15 protein-coding genes and 1 pseudogene are annotated in these 16408 nt (G+C 70.9%); 5 read left to right on the top strand and 11 right to left on the bottom strand.

Annotated features, from left to right (window positions below; all coding sequences use genetic code 11):
* Positions 1-445: 445 nt before the first annotated feature.
* Together VGD70_RS05660 and VGD70_RS05665 are read right to left on the bottom strand one after the other, a co-directional pair.
* Complete coding sequence (locus tag VGD70_RS05660; RefSeq protein WP_331078817.1) at positions 446-1369, bottom strand: GNAT family N-acetyltransferase; 924 nt, start codon at positions 1367-1369, stop codon at positions 446-448.
* The gene (locus tag VGD70_RS05665) at positions 1366-2247 is read right to left on the bottom strand and encodes a class I SAM-dependent methyltransferase (RefSeq protein WP_331078819.1); all 882 of its coding nucleotides are present in this window, start codon (positions 2245-2247) and stop codon (positions 1366-1368) included. Before VGD70_RS05665 ends, VGD70_RS05660 begins: the two co-directional genes overlap by 4 nt.
* Positions 2248-2531: 284 nt before the next feature.
* Between VGD70_RS05665 and rpsA the strand changes: the two genes are divergently transcribed.
* Both rpsA and VGD70_RS05675 read left to right on the top strand, forming a co-directional pair.
* Complete coding sequence (gene rpsA, locus VGD70_RS05670; protein WP_331078821.1) at positions 2532-4040, top strand: 30S ribosomal protein S1; 1509 nt, start codon at positions 2532-2534, stop codon at positions 4038-4040.
* A gap of 69 nt (positions 4041-4109) precedes the next feature.
* On the top strand, positions 4110-4691 hold the full coding sequence (locus tag VGD70_RS05675; protein WP_331078823.1) for a hypothetical protein: 582 nt from the start codon (positions 4110-4112) through the stop codon (positions 4689-4691).
* A 23-nt stretch (positions 4692-4714) separates the two neighbouring features.
* On the opposite strand, the gene VGD70_RS05680 is transcribed toward VGD70_RS05675, so the two are convergent.
* Positions 4715-4966 (bottom strand): hypothetical protein, encoded by a 252-nt coding sequence (locus VGD70_RS05680; RefSeq protein WP_331078825.1) that lies wholly within the window; start codon positions 4964-4966, stop codon positions 4715-4717.
* 156 nt (positions 4967-5122) lie between these two features.
* On the opposite strand from VGD70_RS05680, the gene coaE reads away from it, so the two are divergent.
* Complete coding sequence (coaE, locus tag VGD70_RS05685; protein ID WP_331078827.1) at positions 5123-6316, top strand: dephospho-CoA kinase; 1194 nt, start codon at positions 5123-5125, stop codon at positions 6314-6316.
* Between the two features lies 1 nt (position 6317).
* Here the strand turns inward: coaE and moaA are convergent, their stop codons facing one another.
* The 7 genes from moaA to VGD70_RS05720 all read right to left on the bottom strand — a co-directional run bounded on the left by moaA (position 6318) and on the right by VGD70_RS05720 (position 12413).
* Entirely contained in the window at positions 6318-7346 is a 1029-nt protein-coding gene (gene moaA / locus VGD70_RS05690; RefSeq protein WP_331078829.1) for a GTP 3',8-cyclase MoaA, read from the bottom strand.
* A 154-nt stretch (positions 7347-7500) separates the two neighbouring features.
* Entirely contained in the window at positions 7501-8139 is a 639-nt protein-coding gene (locus VGD70_RS05695; RefSeq protein ID WP_331078831.1) for a response regulator transcription factor, read from the bottom strand.
* A complete protein-coding gene (locus VGD70_RS05700; RefSeq protein ID WP_331078833.1) occupies positions 8136-9413 on the bottom strand; it encodes a sensor histidine kinase in 1278 nt (425 codons plus the stop codon). The genes VGD70_RS05695 and VGD70_RS05700 overlap by 4 nt, the downstream gene beginning before the upstream one ends.
* Before the next feature lie 8 nt (positions 9414-9421).
* The gene (locus tag VGD70_RS05705; protein ID WP_331078835.1) at positions 9422-10162 is read right to left on the bottom strand and encodes an ABC transporter permease; all 741 of its coding nucleotides are present in this window, start codon (positions 10160-10162) and stop codon (positions 9422-9424) included.
* Between the two features lie 9 nt (positions 10163-10171).
* A complete protein-coding gene (locus tag VGD70_RS05710; protein WP_331078837.1) occupies positions 10172-11080 on the bottom strand; it encodes an ABC transporter ATP-binding protein in 909 nt (302 codons plus the stop codon).
* Between the two features lie 125 nt (positions 11081-11205).
* Positions 11206-11727, bottom strand: coding sequence for a hypothetical protein (locus VGD70_RS05715; RefSeq protein ID WP_331078839.1), 522 nt, complete (start codon positions 11725-11727; stop codon positions 11206-11208).
* Positions 11728-11897: 170 nt separating this feature from the next.
* Positions 11898-12413: a DUF402 domain-containing protein gene (locus tag VGD70_RS05720; RefSeq protein ID WP_331078840.1), complete on the bottom strand. Its 516-nt coding sequence runs from the start codon at positions 12411-12413 to the stop codon at positions 11898-11900.
* A 59-nt stretch (positions 12414-12472) separates the two neighbouring features.
* Between VGD70_RS05720 and VGD70_RS05725 the strand changes: the two genes are divergently transcribed.
* Both VGD70_RS05725 and uvrB read left to right on the top strand, forming a co-directional pair.
* Positions 12473-13585: a DUF5685 family protein gene (locus VGD70_RS05725; RefSeq protein WP_331078842.1), complete on the top strand. Its 1113-nt coding sequence runs from the start codon at positions 12473-12475 to the stop codon at positions 13583-13585.
* A gap of 52 nt (positions 13586-13637) precedes the next feature.
* On the top strand, positions 13638-15779 hold the full coding sequence (uvrB, locus tag VGD70_RS05730; protein ID WP_331078844.1) for an excinuclease ABC subunit UvrB: 2142 nt from the start codon (positions 13638-13640) through the stop codon (positions 15777-15779).
* A gap of 463 nt (positions 15780-16242) precedes the next feature.
* On the opposite strand, the pseudogene VGD70_RS05735 reads toward uvrB, so the two are convergent.
* Positions 16243-16408 (bottom strand): annotated as a pseudogene (locus tag VGD70_RS05735) (ABC transporter substrate-binding protein); the annotation flags it as partial.

Below are 16408 nucleotides of genomic sequence, written 5' to 3' on the forward strand. Positions count from 1 at the left end.
CCAGGAGATCTCGGCCGGCGTGCTGGACGGCGTCCGCCGCGCCCTGGCCGGCAAACCGCCGGCGGTGCACCAGGTCGGAGAGTTCCGCCCGGTGCACCGCTGACCGCGGCTACTTGATCTTCAGGTCCCGCCAGCCGGTCCCGTCCCGGGAGAACTGGAACGCGTCCCACGGCTTGCCCGGCGGCCATGCCAGGTACCCGATCCGGGCCGCGTGCAGGTCGAGATGCTCACCGAAGGGCGCCGGCTCCTCGTCGCCCTCCCTCGCCGATGTCCCTGAGCAGCGCGTAGGCAGTCAGTACCAGGCTGCGGTAGCTCTCCTGGTACAGCTGCGCGAACCATTCCCCACTGGCCACTGATCGCTCCTGTCCGGCTTACTTACCGTGCAAGAGTCACGAGTCGAACGCCAGGTTCCCGGGCAAACTCTCGAGGCCGCTGACCGGCCGGGTCAGCGCAGCGCGCCGGCCGGCCGGACCTCCCAGATGGTCCACAGTGGACGGTAGCCCTGTCGGGGCCAGAACACCGAGGCCAGCGGGTTGGGCGGGTTGTAGTACAGGAACGTGCCGGCCGCACCCAGCCGCGCCAGCTCGCCGTGCGCCACGGCCATCAGCCGGGTGCCCACCCCGGTGCCCCGCTCCTCGGGCCGCACCGACACGCAGTTCACGTACCCCCACCGGCCGGCCGGCAGCCGGGTGGCGGTGACCGTGCCGGGGCCGACGTCGAGGATCCGGCAGTGCGCGAGGCCCACCGGCACCCCGTCCCGCTCGGCGAGCCACACCGGGTCGCCCTGGTCCAGGTGCCGGGTCAGCGCCGCCCGCTTGACCGTCCGCGCGTCCGGCCGGTCCACCGCGGCGCCGACCAGCGCCGAGTAGGCCAGCTCGGCCAGCTCCAGGTCCAGCGCGACGTCCAGGTCCCGCACGCTCGCCAGCCGGATCGTGGGGTCGGCCGTGGCGTGCGGGACCGCGCCGTCCCGCCGCACGGCCAGGCTCGACAGCGGCGCGAAACCGTGCGCCAGCAACGGCTTGCTCGCCTCCGTGTCCCGGCTCGGCCAGGTGACCAGGCACGCCGAGTCCGTGCCGTGCGTGCCACGCTCGAGCACCCGGCGAAGCTCCCGCAGCAACGCGTCCATGCCCGCCCCGCCCGTCGCGCCGAGCAGCGGGTGCAGTTCCCACACCTCGCGCGCGGACCACAGCGTCGGCGCGGTGCCGGCCTCGAACCGGTTGCGCACGAGCACCCCGGCCACCCGCTCGCCGTCGGGCAGCGCCGCGGTGAGCACGTCCCCGTCCGGCGGCGCGGCGGCGGCCGGCAGCAGCGGGTCGACCTGCTCGAACCGGGTGGTCTGGGCCTGCAGCAGAGCGCCGGCGACGCTCATGCCACGCGCCGGCACTGGAAGATCGCCGTGCCGGGGAACAGCGCGCCCCGCAGCGGGCTCCACTGCCCCCACTCCTCGGTGAGCTCGTCCGGCCAGGTGGGCTCGACGAGGTCGAGCAGCGTGAGCCCGGCGCCGGTGAGCGCGTGCACGAAGTCGCCCAGCGTGCGGTGGTGCTCGACGTAGGTGGCCCGGCCCTCGGCGTCGACCTCCACGTACGGGGTGCGATCGAAGTACGAGCCGGTGACGTGCAACCCGTTCGGGCCGGGGTCGTCGGGGAAGATCCACCGCATCGGATGGGTCACCGCGAACACCCACGCGCCGCCCGGCCGCAGCACCCGGGCCACCTCGCGGAACACCGCGGCCACGTCGGCCACGAACGGCACCGCGCCGAACGCCGAGCAGGCGATGTCGAACGAGCCGGTCGCGAACGGCAGGCGCTCGGCGTTGGCCCGTACGAGCGGCACGTCGATGCCGGTGGCCTCGCCCGCCGCGGCCGCGTAGCGCAGCATGCCGGCCGACAGGTCGAGCCCGACGACCCGCGCGCCCCGCGCGGACAGCCACCGGGCGCACGGCGCGGACCCGCAGCCGACCTCGAGCACGTCCCGGCCGGCGACGTCGCCGAGCAGGTGCGCGTCGGCCTCCCGGAGCCGCTCCGGGCACCACACGAAGTCGGCCACGCCGAGGAACTCGCCGTGCTCGACGTGGTAGTCGTCGGCGTCGGCGTCCCACCACGCGCTGTTCGCGGCGACCGACTCGGCCGACGTGGCCTCCCGGCGCTCGCTGCCGACGGTGCCGAGCACCCGTTCCGCGGCCCGCGCAGGCGGCGACTCGGTAACATTCGGACCGGCGTCCGGATCACCGGTGGGCAGCGTCGACATGCGTTCCCCCTCGTACGCGCGGCGTCGCGAGCAGCTTCGCACCTTTGCTCACGTGCGCGGACGACCCACCCAGGTTTGCCCGGCCGTCGCGGGGCCGCGTAGGATACCGCTGCGCAGTGGTTTCGCGCTGCCGTCTGTTCATCTTGCGGGAATCAGATCCGGTTGCGCGGCGTTGGCGGTGTCGTACACACCCGTTCGGTCCGTCGGCGAACTATGCCGCCGCGCACCGACAACTGCAAATCCTGCCCATCTCTCAACTAATCCATACCGGAGCCACCTAGCCAATGTCCACCGACACCACCACTGTCCCGGCTGACACCGCGCCGAAGCAGCAGGTCGCCGTTAACGACGTCGGGACGGGGGAGGATTTCCTCGCCGCCATCGACAAGACCATCAAGTACTTCAACGATGGTGACATCGTCGAGGGCACCATCGTCAAGGTCGATCGGGACGAGGTCCTGCTCGACATCGGCTACAAGACCGAGGGTGTCATTCCCTCGCGCGAGTTGTCGATCAAGCATGACGTCGACCCGAACGAGGTCGTCAAGGTCGGTGACGAGGTCGAGGCTCTCGTTCTCCAGAAGGAGGACAAAGAGGGTCGGCTGATCCTGTCCAAGAAGCGTGCGCAGTACGAGCGCGCGTGGGGCACGATCGAGGCGCTCAAGGAGTCCGACGAGCCGGTCAAGGGCACGGTCATCGAGGTGGTCAAGGGTGGTCTGATTCTCGACATCGGGCTGCGTGGCTTCCTGCCCGCGTCCCTGGTCGAGATGCGCCGGGTGCGCGACCTGCAGCCGTACGTCGGCCGCGAGCTCGAGGCCAAGATCATCGAGCTGGACAAGAACCGCAACAACGTCGTTCTGTCCCGCCGCGCCTGGCTCGAGCAGACCCAGTCCGAGGTGCGCAGCGAGTTCCTCAACCAGCTGCAGCGCGGCCAGGTCCGCAAGGGTGTCGTGTCCTCGATCGTCAACTTCGGTGCGTTCGTGGACCTGGGCGGCGTCGACGGTCTGGTGCACGTCTCCGAGCTGTCCTGGAAGCACATCGACCACCCGTCCGAGGTCGTCGAGGTGGGCCAGGAGGTCACCGTCGAGGTGCTCGACGTCGACATGGAGCGCGAGCGCGTGTCCCTGTCGCTGAAGGCCACCCAGGAAGACCCGTGGCGCCAGTTCGCCCGCACCCACGCCATTGGTCAGATCGTGCCGGGCAAGGTCACCAAGCTGGTTCCGTTCGGTGCGTTCGTCCGGGTGGACGAGGGCATCGAGGGCCTGGTCCACATCTCCGAGCTGGCCGAGCGCCACGTGGAGATCCCGGAGCAGGTCGTGCAGGTCGGCAACGACGTCATGGTCAAGGTCATCGACATCGACCTCGAGCGTCGGCGCATCTCGCTCTCGCTCAAGCAGGCCAACGAGGGCGTCACGCCGGACACCGAGTTCGACCCGACGCAGTACGGCATGGCGGCGGAGTACGACAACGAGGGCAACTACATCTACCCCGAAGGCTTCGACCCCGACACCCAGGAGTGGCAGGAAGGGTTCGACACGCAGCGGGAGGAGTGGGAGCGCCAGTACGCCGAGGCCCACACTCGCTACGAGCAGCACATGAAGCAGGTCGTCAAGGCGGCCGAGGCCGAGGCTGCCGCCGAGACCGAGGGTGTTGCCGAGGCAGGCGAGACGACCGGCGAGGGTGCCTACTCCTCGTCCGGTGGCGGTGGTGAGGCGCAGAAGAAGAGCGGCGGCACTCTCGCCAGCGACGAGCAGCTCGCGGCACTGCGCGAGAAGCTCTCCGGCGGCGTCTGAGCTTCCTGAGACCGATTCGAGGGCCCCGTCGTTACCGGCGGGGCCCTCGTTTTCGCTTACCGTGAACCGGTGCGCGCGCTGGTTCTGGTTGCGGTGGCGGTTCTGGTGTCCGCCTGCGCCGGCGCGACCGAGCCGATGACCGATCCCGAGGTGCCGCTGTTCAGCACGCCGGCGCCGCCAGGCAGCCTGGAGGGCCGCGCGGTCCCGAAGACGTGCGCCGAGGTGGCGACGTTGGAGGAGATCGGCACGATCCTCGGCACCCTCGTCACGGGCGACCCGCACCCGGTGGTCGGCGTCCCCCAGGAGAACATCGGCCGCACGGCAAGACTGGACTGCTACTACGGCGTCCCCAGAGGAAAGCCGCGCACAACGGCGACCGTCTGGATAGCCCTGGCGACGTACACGGACGCCCACTGGGCCCAACGCCGCCTGTCCAACACCGTCGACGACGAACGCGCGTCGGGTGCGAGGGTGAGCGACGTCCCGGTCGGCCCGGACAGAGGCGTGCTGCTGCGAGGCAAGACCTGGATGCTGGTAGCAGTGCGAGGCAGTACGACGGTCGTGATCACCGTGCAGCCCAACCTGGTCCGAGAGGACAGGGCAGGCGCGATGCTGGGCCAGCTAGCAGACACAGCCCTGACCCCGGGCTGACCACCGAGACCACGAAGCGGGAGTCACGCGGCGATTCGCGAGACGGAGACCGCCGGGACGCGCCCGACGACAGGTGCCCAAGCCCGCTCGACAGCCGCGGCAGCGGCCCGCCGCCGCAACCCGGCCAAACTGTGCCGAGCAGGCACCAGCGCAGTGGACCACCGGGTCCGCCGATACTCCTCAAGCGCGACAGCGACGGCGTGATACCGCAGGCAATGCACCAACCCAGGAGCCCCGAGCCGGTGCCGACCAGGCTGTGTGCCGCGTCGTCGCATCGAAATTCCTCCGTGTGGGTGACAGCTTGGCGGCAACCGTAGGCGATCACGTCACCAAATCACGGCATCCGCGGGGCGTGTCTGAGCCGATCGAGTAACGGATCGGCTACGAAGGGGGTTGATCACCCACCCTCAGCAGGCTGCCAGAATGCCGGCATGCTGCGTGTAGGCCTGACCGGCGGGATCGGCTCCGGAAAATCCACTGTGGCCGGTCGGCTCGCCGAGCACGGCGCGGTCGTCATCGACGCCGACAAGATCGCGCGGGAGGTCGTCGAGCCGGGCACCCCGGGCCTCGCGGAGATCGCCGAGGCGTTCGGGCCCGACGTCCTGACCCCGGCCGGCACGCTCGACCGGGCCGGGCTCGCGGCCAAGGTCTTCGTCGACGAGGACGCCAGGAAACGGCTCAACGGCATCGTCCACCCCAAGATCGGTGCCCGCACCGCCGAGCTCATGTCCGGCGCGGCCCAGGACGCCGTCGTCGTCCACGACGTCCCCCTGCTCGTCGAGAACAACCTCGCGCCCGCCTACCACCTCGTCATCGTCGTCGACGCGCCCCTCGAGACCCGGGTGCGGCGCGTGGTCCGCGACCGCGGCATGGCCGAGCAGGACGCCCGCGCGCGGATCGCCGCCCAGGCCGACGAGGCCGCCCGCCGCGCGGCCGCCGACGTGTGGCTCGACAACGGCGGAACCGTCGACCAGGTCCTCGCCGACGTCGACGCCCTGTGGGCCGACCGGCTGGTGCGCTACGAGGCCAACATCCGGCTGGGCAACGTCAACCGCTACGGCGGCCCCCGCCTGGCCCCGCCCGACCCGACCTGGCCCGTCCAGGCCCAGCGCCTGGTCGCCCGCATCCGGCTGGCGGTCGGCAACCTCGACCAGCGCGTCGACCACATCGGCTCCACGGCCATCCCCGGCATGCCGGCCAAGGACGTGCTCGACCTCCAGCTCACCGTCGCCTCGCTGGCCGAGGCCGACGCGCTCGCCGAGCCCCTCGCCGCCGCCGGCTTCCCGCGCCTGCCGCACGTCGACCGGGACAACCCCAAGGCCTACCCGCCCGACCAGGCACAGTGGCACAAGCGGTTCCACATGTCCGCCGACCCCGGCCGGCTCGCGAACCTGCACGTCCGGGTGGAGGGCAGCCCCGGCTGGCGGCTGGCCCTGCTGATGCGGGACTGGCTGCGTGCCGACGAGAACGCGCACGCGGAGTACAGGGCACTCAAGCAGGAGCTGTCGGAGCGCTACGCGGCCGACGACGATGCCGAGAACTACGCCGAGGCCAAGGAGCCCTGGTTCGACCAGGTCGCGGTCCGCGCGGAGGAGTGGGCCCGCGGCACCGGCTGGACGCCGTAGCTCAGCCGCCCCGGGTGTGCATCTCCAGGTGCGGGTTCGACTTCAGCGTGGCCAGCGGGATGAACGGCATCCGGTCGCGCTCGGCGAGCCGCTCGACGGCCCCACGGTCCTCGCGCGCCTCCCACTTGCCGGTGATCAGCGACCGCATCTCCTCGAACGACGCGCCGTCGCGCAGCGGGTCGCGCAGGTTGGTGCCCTCGACGGCGTAGAGGCAGCGGAACCACATGCCGTCCGCGGTGAGCCGGCTGCGGTCGCACGTGGCGCAGAACGGCTGAGTGGTGGACGAGACGATGCCGAACGTGGTCCCGTCCGGCAGCTCGAACCGGTCGGCGGGGGCGGCGTCGGTGTTGCGCAGCGGGGTGATCGTGCCGTAGTGCTCACCGAGCCGGGCCAGCATGTCGGCGCGGGACAGCACCAGGTCCGGCGACCACGTGGTGGCGCCGCCGACGTCCATGTACTCGATGAAGCGGACCTCCGCCGGCACCGTCCGGCCGAACTCGATGAGGTCGACCAGCTCGTCGTCGTTGACGCCGCGCATGGCCACCGTGTCGATCTTGGTGCCGGTGAACCCGGCCGGCGCGATCGAGGCCAGCCCGGCGAGCACCGACGAGTGCGTGCTGCGCTGCGAGAGTGTCTTGGACCGCTCGGCCCGCATCGTGTCCAGGCTGACCGTCACCCGCCCCAGACCGGCCGCACGCAGTGCCTCGACGTTGTCCGCGAGCAGCACGCCGTTGGTGGTCATCGCGAGGTCGCGCAGCCCCTTGCCGGCCAGCATCCCGACGAGGTCCGGCAGATCGCGGCGCAGCAGCGGCTCGCCGCCGGTGACCCGGACCTTGTCGACGCCGAGCGAGACGAACACGTCGGTGAGCGTCGAGATCTCCTCGAACGTCAGCAGGTCCCGCCGGGGCAGCCACACGTACTCGGCCTCGGGCATGCAGTACCGGCACCGAAGGTTGCACCTGTCGGTGACGGAGATCCGCAGGTTCCGCAGTGGCCGCCGGAAGCGGTCGACGATGGCGTTTGCCGGCACATCACCCAACGTATACGCGATCAACAGAGTCCCGCCAGCACGTCGATAGCCTGCGGAAATCGGACGGTTCGCGGCGTGGATCGACGCGCCGCACCTGCGGCGGGCGGGCCGCGAAAGGCACGTGAATGCGGAGTTGCCGCCGACGGGAGCGAATTTATCCTGGAGTGCGAAAACTCAGATAGCCCCGCTCGAACGCCGTCGCCACCGCCGCGGCCCGGTCGTTGACGCCGAGCTTGGCGTACACGTGCAGCAGGTGCGTCTTCACCGTGGCCTCGCTGATGAACAGCTGCGCGGCCGCCTCCCGGTTGGTCGACCCGCGCGCGATCAGCCCCAGCACCTCCAGCTCCCGCTGCGACAGCGGCTCCGACGCGGGCTGGCGCATCTGCCCCATGAGCCGGGTGGCGACCGCGGGGGAGAGCACCGCCTGCCCGCGTGCCGCCGCCTCGACGGCACGGAACAGCTCGTCCCGCGGCGCGTCCTTGAGCAGGTAGCCGGTGGCGCCGGCCTCGATCGCGGGCAGGACGTCGCTGTCGGTGTCGTAGGTGGTGAGCACCAGCACCCGGGACGGCACGCCCCGCTTGGCCAGCTCGGCGATGGCGGTGACGCCGTCGACGCCGGGCATCCGCAGGTCCATCAGGATCACGTCCGGCTCGAGCCGCTCGCCGGCCGCGATCGCCTCCGCGCCGTCGGCGGCCTCGCCGAGCACCTCGAACCGCGGGTCGCCGGTGAACATGCCGCGCAGCCCGTCGCGCACCACCGGGTGGTCGTCGACGATCACCAGGCTGATGGTCACTCGACACCCCCCGCCGGGATGGCCGGCACGGTCGCGGACACCGCGGTGCCGGCGCCCGGCTCCGACTCGATCTCCAGCCGCCCGGCCAGCCGCTGCACCCGCTGGCGCATGCCGGTGAGGCCGAAGCCGCCGTTCGTGGAACCGTTGGCGCGCTTGACGTTCGGCGCGAAGCCGACCCCGTCGTCCCGCACGTCGAGCGTCACCAGATCCTCCATGTAGGACAGCGTGAGACCCACCCGGCTGGCCCGGGCGTGCTTGGCCACGTTGGCCAGCGCCTCCTGCGCGGTGCGCAGCAGCGTCACCTCGACGTCCGGGTGCATCGGCCGCGCGTCGCCGGTGGTGGTGAGCACCGCGGCGACGTTGTTGACCGCCGACCACTGCTTGGTCACCTCGCCGATCGCCTCGGGCAGCCTGGCCTCCTCGAGCGCGGCGGGCTCGACCGCGTGCACGGTGCGGCGTGCCTCGGCGAGGCTGTCGCGGGCGAGCGTCGACGCGGTGTCCACGTGCCGCTGCCACACCGCGGGGCGGTCGCGGGCCTGCTCGGCGGCCTGCAGCTGGGTGATGATCCCGGCGAGGCCCTGGGCCAGCGTGTCGTGGATCTCCCGGGCCATCCGCTGCCGCTCGTCGAGCACGCCCGCCTCCCGCGCCTGCACCAGGAGCTGGGCGTGCAGCCCCGCGTTCTCCTCCAGCGCCGCCTCGAGCTTGCGGTTGGCCTCGCCGAGCTCGACCAGCGCCCGCTTCTGCTTGAGGTTGCGCTCGTGGGTCATCTCGCCGAAGAAGGAGAACGCGCCCGCCACCAGCATGTTGAACAGCACCAGGATGACCCACCCCCACCACGTCTCCCGCGTGATGGTCGCCGGGCCGCCGATCTGCGAGGTGGCCATGAGCAGGGCCGTTGCCCCGACGCCGGCGTAGCGCCACCGGCCGCTGAGGCAGTCGAACGCGTGCGCGTAGCCGAGGAAGGACAGGATCCCGTAGAACGGCGAGACGAACATCAGGCAGCCGTTGATCGCGAGGAACCCGACGAAGTAGTAGGCCATGAGCTCGCGGCGACCGCGCCACTCGGGGTGCAGCGTGTAGAACCAGGCTATCCAGCTGAGCGCCAGGATCGAGAGCCCGATCGCGAGCGGCCGGTTCAGTGCCATGCCCCAGAGCGGCTGGAGCATCGCGATCAGGGTCGAGACGCCCAGCAGGAAGTAGGGGAACACGCGGAAGAGCGCGTTCTCCTTGCGCTCCCACCGGTCGAACTCAGCGGCCAGCTCCGCCTCGGTCACGTCGTCCCCTATTCCCAGCGGAAGTACCTGGCGGCCAGCCCACCGGCCAGGAGTGTCCAGCCCAGCATGACCGCCACGTGCAGCAACTGCGGCCAGTGACCTGCGGCGGCGTCCTGCAATGATTGCACGCCGGCACCCAGCGGGGTGAAGTCGCTGATCCGCCGCAGCACCTCGGACATCCCCGCGCGTGGCACCCACAGGCCCGCGAAGAACAGCACCGGGAAGAACAGCACCGAGCCGATCGCGCCGGCACCGCGCCCACTCGGCGCGAGCGAGGCCACCAGCAAGCCCATCGTCAGCATCGACAGCACGCACAGCAGGTACACGAGGGCATAGGCCGGGACCTGCTTCGGGAGTGCCACGTCGAACCCGACCCGGCCGATCACGAGGACGACCACCATCACGATCACCGACATGACGGTGCACATCAGCAGCTGAGCACCCAGCAGCACGGACGGGCGGACCGGGGTGGTCGCCATCCGGCGCAGGATGCCCTTCTCCCGGTAGGTGGCGAACGCCTGCGGGAGGCCGTTGAGCGCCAGCATGGCGAGTGCCATCGCGATGACGACCGGCGCGTAGAGGTCGATGAACCGCAGGCCGCCGAACTCGGGACTCGGCTCGCGGAACGACGGCACCGCGCCGAGCACGATCAGCAGCAGAGGAGGGAACGCGAGCACGAAGAACACGGTCGTCGGATCGCGCAGGAACAGCTTGGACTCGGTGATCGTGAGTCGGGACAGGGTGTGCACGGGGGCTCCTCAGTTGTCGATCTTGCGGCCGGTGAGGGCGACGAACGCGTCGTCCAGCGTGGTCTGCTCGACCCGCAGGTCCGCGGCGACGACCTGGTTGCGGGCGAGCACGGAGGTGACCGCGTGCAGCAGGTTGCCGGTGCCGGTCACGACGAGCTGGCTGCCGCTGCGCTCCACCGAGGAAACCTCGAGCAGCGAGGTCAGCAGCGCGTGGTCGATGGGCGCGGAGGGCCGGAACCGCACCCGCTGCGTGTCGTCCACTGTGGACACCAGGCCGGCCGGGCTGTCGATCGCGACCACCTTGCCGGCGTCGATCACCGCGAGCCGGTCGCAGAGCCGCTCGGCCTCCTCCATGAAGTGGGTGACCAGCAGGATCGTCACGCCCCGGTTGCGGATGTCCTCGATGAGCTCCCACGCGTCCCGCCGGGCGGCCGGGTCGAGCCCGGTGGTCAGCTCGTCCAGGACGGCAACCTCGGGCGTGCCGAGCAGCGCGAGCGCGATCGACAGCCGCTGCTTCTGGCCACCGGACAGGCGGCGGAACTGGGCGTCCATCTTGTCGGTGAGCCCGAGGACCTCGAGCAGCTGCCGCCAGTCGGCGGGGTTGCGGTAGAAGGAGCTGTAGAGCTCCATCGCCTCGCGGACCTTGAGCTTGTCGGGCAGCTCGCTCTGCTGCAGCTGCGCGCCGAGGCGCTGCTTGAGCTCGCCGGTGTCGTGCTGTGGGTCGATGCCGCAGATCTCGATCGTGCCGCCGTCCGGCGAGCGCAACCCCTCGATGCACTCGACGGTGGTGGTCTTCCCGGCGCCGTTGGGGCCGAGGATGCCGAAGATCTCACCGGGCTCGACCGCGAAGGAGACGCCGTCGACCACGGTGTGCTCGCCGTAGCGCTTGACGAGCCCGTTCACCTCGATGATTGCCATGCGAGAAGCGTGCCCGCGGGAGGCGCCCGCGCGGATCGTCCGGCCGGCCAGCGTTCGGTGGGGCTCGGGTGGGTGGGTCCATCAACCGATCGGTGGACCCCCGACTCAGCCTTCCCGGTTTGGCCTCAGTACGGCGGCCAGACGTCGAAGATGTGCTTGTAGGCCAGCCAGGCGCTGAGGTCGTGCCGGAAGCGGCTGAGCTCCTCGAGGGTCTTGTGCACCGTGCAGAGGGCGAGGTCGGCGTCGCCGCCGAGCAGCACCCGCCCGGCCACCGCGGCGGCGAACTCCTCGCAGCGGACGATCCGCGCGGTGGTCCCGCCGGGCGCGGCGAGCCCGAGCAGGAGGTCGGTGGTCTTCCAGTACCGGCCGTCGCTCGAGGCCCGGACCGCGGTCAGCACGCTGGGCCCGACCTTGGCATGGCGGGAGCGCGGGCGCTGGTGGGTGAGGCGGAGGTTCAGCTCGGGGAGGAGCCAGGTGACCTCGGCGTCGTGGAAGGGATCCTCGGGGGTTGGGCACTCGGTGCGCAGCCCCCAGCGCTCGACCTGGCAGGTCCGCAGGCGCCTGTTGGTGCCGGAGGAGAGGTAGCTTCGTGACGCCGTGAAGGTGTCGACGATGTCGACGAGCTGAGGGGTGATCGTCGTGCCCACGCGTCCAGAGCGTAGTCGTCAGCATGCGGTCGGTGATGTCCGGGTTCGATTCGTTATGTCACGACTCGTAAGCGGACAGGTATCGATCTGGGGAATCTATCCCTCGATGGACGGACAGCTATTGACTCGCTGCGGTCAGTTGTTGTTCCAGGTCAGGCCGGGTTGCGCGGTCACGGGCGCGGCGACCACGTGAGGTGCACGCCGAGCGTCGCGAGCCACCCGTCGACGTCGTAGCCCGCCGCGGCGATCCCCTCCACGGCGGCGAAGGTCCGCTCGAACGCGCGCTGCGCGGTCCCGTCGTCGAGCAGGCCCGCCGAGCGCGCCGCGAGGATCTCGTCGGTGTCCAGCACGCGCAGGTCCTGGCGGTCGCGCACGAGGACGTCGAGGTACAGGTCGACCGTGCGCCACACCGGTCCGTGCTCGATGTCGATCACGTCGATGTACACGTCGTGGTCGAGCGTCTGGCCCGGATGCGCGAGCCACCGGCCGACCCGCAGCCCGTGCGCCGGCAGGAGCCACGACCGGAAGTACGCGATGTTCGGATGCCCGTCGAGCGGCCGCGCCATGTAGAGCCCGAAGTCCGTCGTCTCGTACTTGTCGACCGCCCGCACGAACCCCTTGGGGTCGGTGTTGGTCAGCCGGGGGACGTCGAACAGCTCGATCTTGGGCGGATGCACGTCGGTCATCCCAGCAGCGTCGCACGTTTCGCCGCCGCGGCGGATGTCGACCGGTTAGCCTCCCGCTCGTGTTCGGGATCATCAGGCCGTGCCGGCACCGGCTGTCGACACGGTTGCGTACGGCCTGGTGGGCGCACCTCTGCGGGCTCTGCCTCACCCTGCGCGACGAGCACGGCCAGCTCGCCCGCGCCGCCACCAACTACGACGGGCTGATCATCTCCGCGCTCGTCGACGCGCAGTCCGCGGGCGAGCCGCGCCGGGTCGCCGGGCCGTGCCCGCTGCGCGGGATGCGGACCGCCGAGGTGTCCGTCGGCGACGGCGCCAGGCTCGCCGCCGCCGCGTCGCTCGTGCTCGCCGCGGCCAAGGTGCGCGACCACGTCGACGACCGCGACGGGGCGTTCGGCCGCCGCCCGGTGGCGGGCGCCGCGCGGCTGGTGGCCGGCCGCTGGGCGAGGCAGGGTGGCGCGACCGGCGTCGCGGTCGGCTTCGACACGGCCGTCCTGCTCGACGCCGTCGCCCGGCAGGCCGAGGTCGAGAGGCGGCCCGGCGGGCTCCGCACGGTCACCGAGCCCACCGAGACGGCCACCGCGGCGGCGTGCGCGCACACCGCCGTGCTCGCCGGGCGGCCGGCGAACGTCGAGCCGCTGCGCGAGGTCGGCCGGCTCTTCGGCCGCGTCGTGCACCTGGTCGACGCGGTCGAGGACCTCGACGACGACCTCGCGCGGGGCGCGTGGAACCCGCTCACCGCCACCGGCACGTCGCTCGCCGAGGCCCGCCGGCTCTGCGACGACGCGGTGCTGGGCGTCCGCCTCGCCCTGCGCGAGTGCACGTTCCGGGACGGCGCGCTGGTGCACGCGCTGCTCGTGCACGAACTGGAGCAGGCGGTCATCCGGGCGTTCGCGCACCGGTCCCGCCGCGACGTCGAGGAGGGCGACGGCGGCGGGTGCTGGGTCCCGCGGTTCCGGGTGCCGCCGCGCCCGCGCAACGTGGTGCTCGGCTGTGGCGTGGCGCTGTACCAGTGCTGCACCTGCCAGATGTGCTGCCGCAACCCGTTCCCGGGCCCGTGGTCCGGCAAGCCGAACGAGACGTGCGACGACTGCGACTGCGGGCCGAACTGCGGCGGCGGCAAGGGCGGTGGCTGCGACTGTGACTGCGACTGTTGCGGCTGCGACTGCTGCTGACCTGGGCAAACCGTTTTTGTCGGTGGGCGGGCGTAACCTTTTTTTCGTGGCAATGGTGACGGCGAACTCCCAGTTCCGGCCCATCGGTGACATCCCGCGCACCGAGGGCAGGTTCCGCATGGTCAGTGACTACCAGCCCGCGGGCGACCAGCCCGCGGCCATCGAACAGCTCGAGCGGCGGCTCGAGGCCGGCGAGAAGGACGTGGTGCTGCTGGGCGCCACGGGCACCGGCAAGTCGGCCACCACCGCCTGGCTCATCGAGCGGTTACAGCGCCCCACTCTGCTCATCGCGCCCAACAAGACGCTCGCCGCCCAGCTGGCCAACGAGCTGCGCGAGTTCTTCCCGCAGAACGCGGTCGAGTACTTCGTCAGCTACTACGACTACTACCAGCCCGAGGCGTACGTCCCGCAGACCGACACCTACATCGAGAAGGACTCGTCGGTCAACGAGGACGTCGAGCGGCTGCGGCACTCCTCCACGTGGAGCCTGCTGGCCCGCCGCGACGTCATCGTGGTCGCGTCGGTGTCCTGCATCTACGGCCTGGGCAGCCCGCAGGAGTACCTCGACCGCACCATCGCGCTCGAGGTCGGCCAGGAGGTCGAGCGCGACGTGTTGCTGCGCGCGCTGGTCGACACCCAGTACACCCGCAACGACGTGGCGTTCAGCCGCGGCACGTTCCGGGTGCGCGGCGACACCGTCGAGATCATCCCGGCCTACGAGGAGCTGGCCGTACGGATCGAGTTCTTCGGCGACGAGATCGAGGCGCTCTACTACCTCCACCCGCTCACCGGCGACATCATCAAGCAGGTCGAGACGATGCGCATCTCGCCGGCCACGCACTACGTGGCGGGGCCGGAGCGGATGGAGCGCGCCATCCACAACATCGAGGCCGAGCTCGAGCAGCAGCTCGCCACCATGGAGAAGCAGGGCAAGCTGCTGGAGGCCCAGCGGCTGCGCATGCGTACGGCGTACGACATCGAGATGATGCGCCAGGTCGGGTTCTGCTCCGGCATCGAGAACTACTCGCGGCACATCGACCACCGCGGGCCCGGCACCGCGCCGGCCACGCTGCTCGACTACTTCCCCGAGGACTTCCTGCTGGTCATCGACGAGTCCCACGTCACCGTGCCGCAGGTCGGCGGCATGTACGAGGGCGACATGTCGCGCAAGCGCACGCTCGTCGAGCACGGCTTCCGGTTGCCCAGCGCCATGGACAACAGGCCGCTCACCTGGGAGGAGTTCCAGGACCGCATCGGCCAGACGGTGTACCTGTCGGCCACCCCGGGCCCGTACGAGATGGGCCAGACCGGCGGCGAGTTCGTCGAGCAGGTCATCCGGCCCACCGGTCTCATCGACCCCGAGGTCATCGTCAAGCCCACCGAGGGCCAGATCGACGATCTCGTGCACGAGATCAGGATCCGCGCCGAGCGCGACGAGCGGGTCCTGGTCACCACGCTCACCAAGAAGATGTCCGAGGACCTCACCGACTACCTGCTCGAGTTGGGTGTCCGGGTGCGCTACCTGCACTCCGAGGTCGACACCCTCCGCCGGGTCGAGCTGCTGCGCCAGCTGCGGCTGGGCGAGTTCGACGTGCTCGTGGGCATCAACCTGCTGCGCGAGGGCCTGGACCTGCCCGAGGTGTCGCTGGTGTCCATTCTCGACGCCGACAAGGAGGGCTTCCTCCGGTCCGGCACCAGCCTCATCCAGACGATCGGCCGCGCCGCTCGTAACGTGTCGGGCCAGGTCCACATGTACGCGGACAAGATCACCGACTCGATGAAGCACGCCATCGACGAGACCAACCGCAGGCGCGCCAAGCAGATCGCGTACAACGAGGAGCGGGGCCTGGATCCCCAGCCCCTACGCAAGAAGATCGCCGACATCCTGGACCGCGTCTACCACGAGGCAGAGGATTCCGACGCCGAGTCCGTCCCGATCGGCGGCTCGGGCCGCAACGCCTCCCGTGGCCGCCGCGCCGCGGGCGAGCCGGGCGGCCGGTCGTCGGGGGTGTACGTGAAGGAGAACGTCGGGTCGATGGCCCGCTCGGAGCTGGCGGACCTCGTTCAGCAGTTGACGGACCAGATGATGAACGCCGCCCGGGACCTGCAGTTCGAGCTGGCGGGCCGGCTGCGCGACGAGATCGCGGACCTGAAGAAGGAGCTGCGGGGGATGGACGCTGCTGGCGTGAAGTGACCTGTCTCCGGTCGGTCTGAGGTTTGGCCCGGGCCGGGCGGGTGGGGGCACGCTCGGGTTGGACCGGTGGGTTCCGGTTTCGTGGGCGGGTTCGGGTTGGGTTGGTGGACGGGTGGTTTCGGTTTCGGCCGCCGGTTCCGTCTTGGTTCGGTTGCCGTCGACCTGCCTCGTTCGGCTGGTTCCACCGGTTCGGCCTGACTCGCTTGCCAGTTCGGTCCGATCATCGGCGCGGCGGCATCGTCATCGAGATTCGGCTCACTGGTCTGACTTCCGCCCCGATCAGGACCTCCGGTTTGGCTAGGCCCGCGCACCTCGCGTCGCACTCACCTCGCGCACCGCGCGACCCGCGCACCCGCGCGACCCGCGCACCGGGCGGCTCGCCAGTCCTCAGCTGGCTTGCGCGCCCTGTCAAACTTCACCGCACCCGGCAGACGCCGCAAGCCCGCGTAACCCACCCCCGCAGTCAGTACCGGTCGAGTGTCGGCGGTCGGGCGGGTGTGCCGGAGCGGCCCAGTGTGCGGTCGTAGACCTCCTGCCAGGTGCCGTCGTCGATGGCTGCCTGCAGTAGGTCGTTGAGCTTGTCGCGCAGCGGTTTGTCGTCGTGGGGGAGGCCTATGCCGTAGGCGAAC

Source organism: Actinophytocola sp., assembly GCF_036402745.1.
In the GTDB taxonomy this organism is placed as follows: domain Bacteria; phylum Actinomycetota; class Actinomycetes; order Mycobacteriales; family Pseudonocardiaceae; genus Actinophytocola.

What these genes read in the sequence shown, in the direction of transcription:
- VGD70_RS05660 (WP_331078817.1), bottom strand. Translation starts at nt 1,369, where the DNA reads ATGAGCGTCGCCGGCGCTCTGCTGCAGGCCCAGACCACCCGGTTCGAG.
- VGD70_RS05665 (WP_331078819.1), bottom strand. Translation starts at nt 2,247, where the DNA reads ATGTCGACGCTGCCCACCGGTGATCCGGACGCCGGTCCGAATGTTACC.
- rpsA (WP_331078821.1), top strand. Translation starts at nt 2,532, where the DNA reads ATGTCCACCGACACCACCACTGTCCCGGCTGACACCGCGCCGAAGCAG.
- VGD70_RS05680 (WP_331078825.1), bottom strand. Translation starts at nt 4,966, where the DNA reads ATGCGACGACGCGGCACACAGCCTGGTCGGCACCGGCTCGGGGCTCCT.
- coaE (WP_331078827.1), top strand. Translation starts at nt 5,123, where the DNA reads ATGCTGCGTGTAGGCCTGACCGGCGGGATCGGCTCCGGAAAATCCACT.
- VGD70_RS05710 (WP_331078837.1), bottom strand. Translation starts at nt 11,080, where the DNA reads ATGGCAATCATCGAGGTGAACGGGCTCGTCAAGCGCTACGGCGAGCAC.
- VGD70_RS05720 (WP_331078840.1), bottom strand. Translation starts at nt 12,413, where the DNA reads ATGACCGACGTGCATCCGCCCAAGATCGAGCTGTTCGACGTCCCCCGG.
- uvrB (WP_331078844.1), top strand. Translation starts at nt 13,638, where the DNA reads ATGGTGACGGCGAACTCCCAGTTCCGGCCCATCGGTGACATCCCGCGC.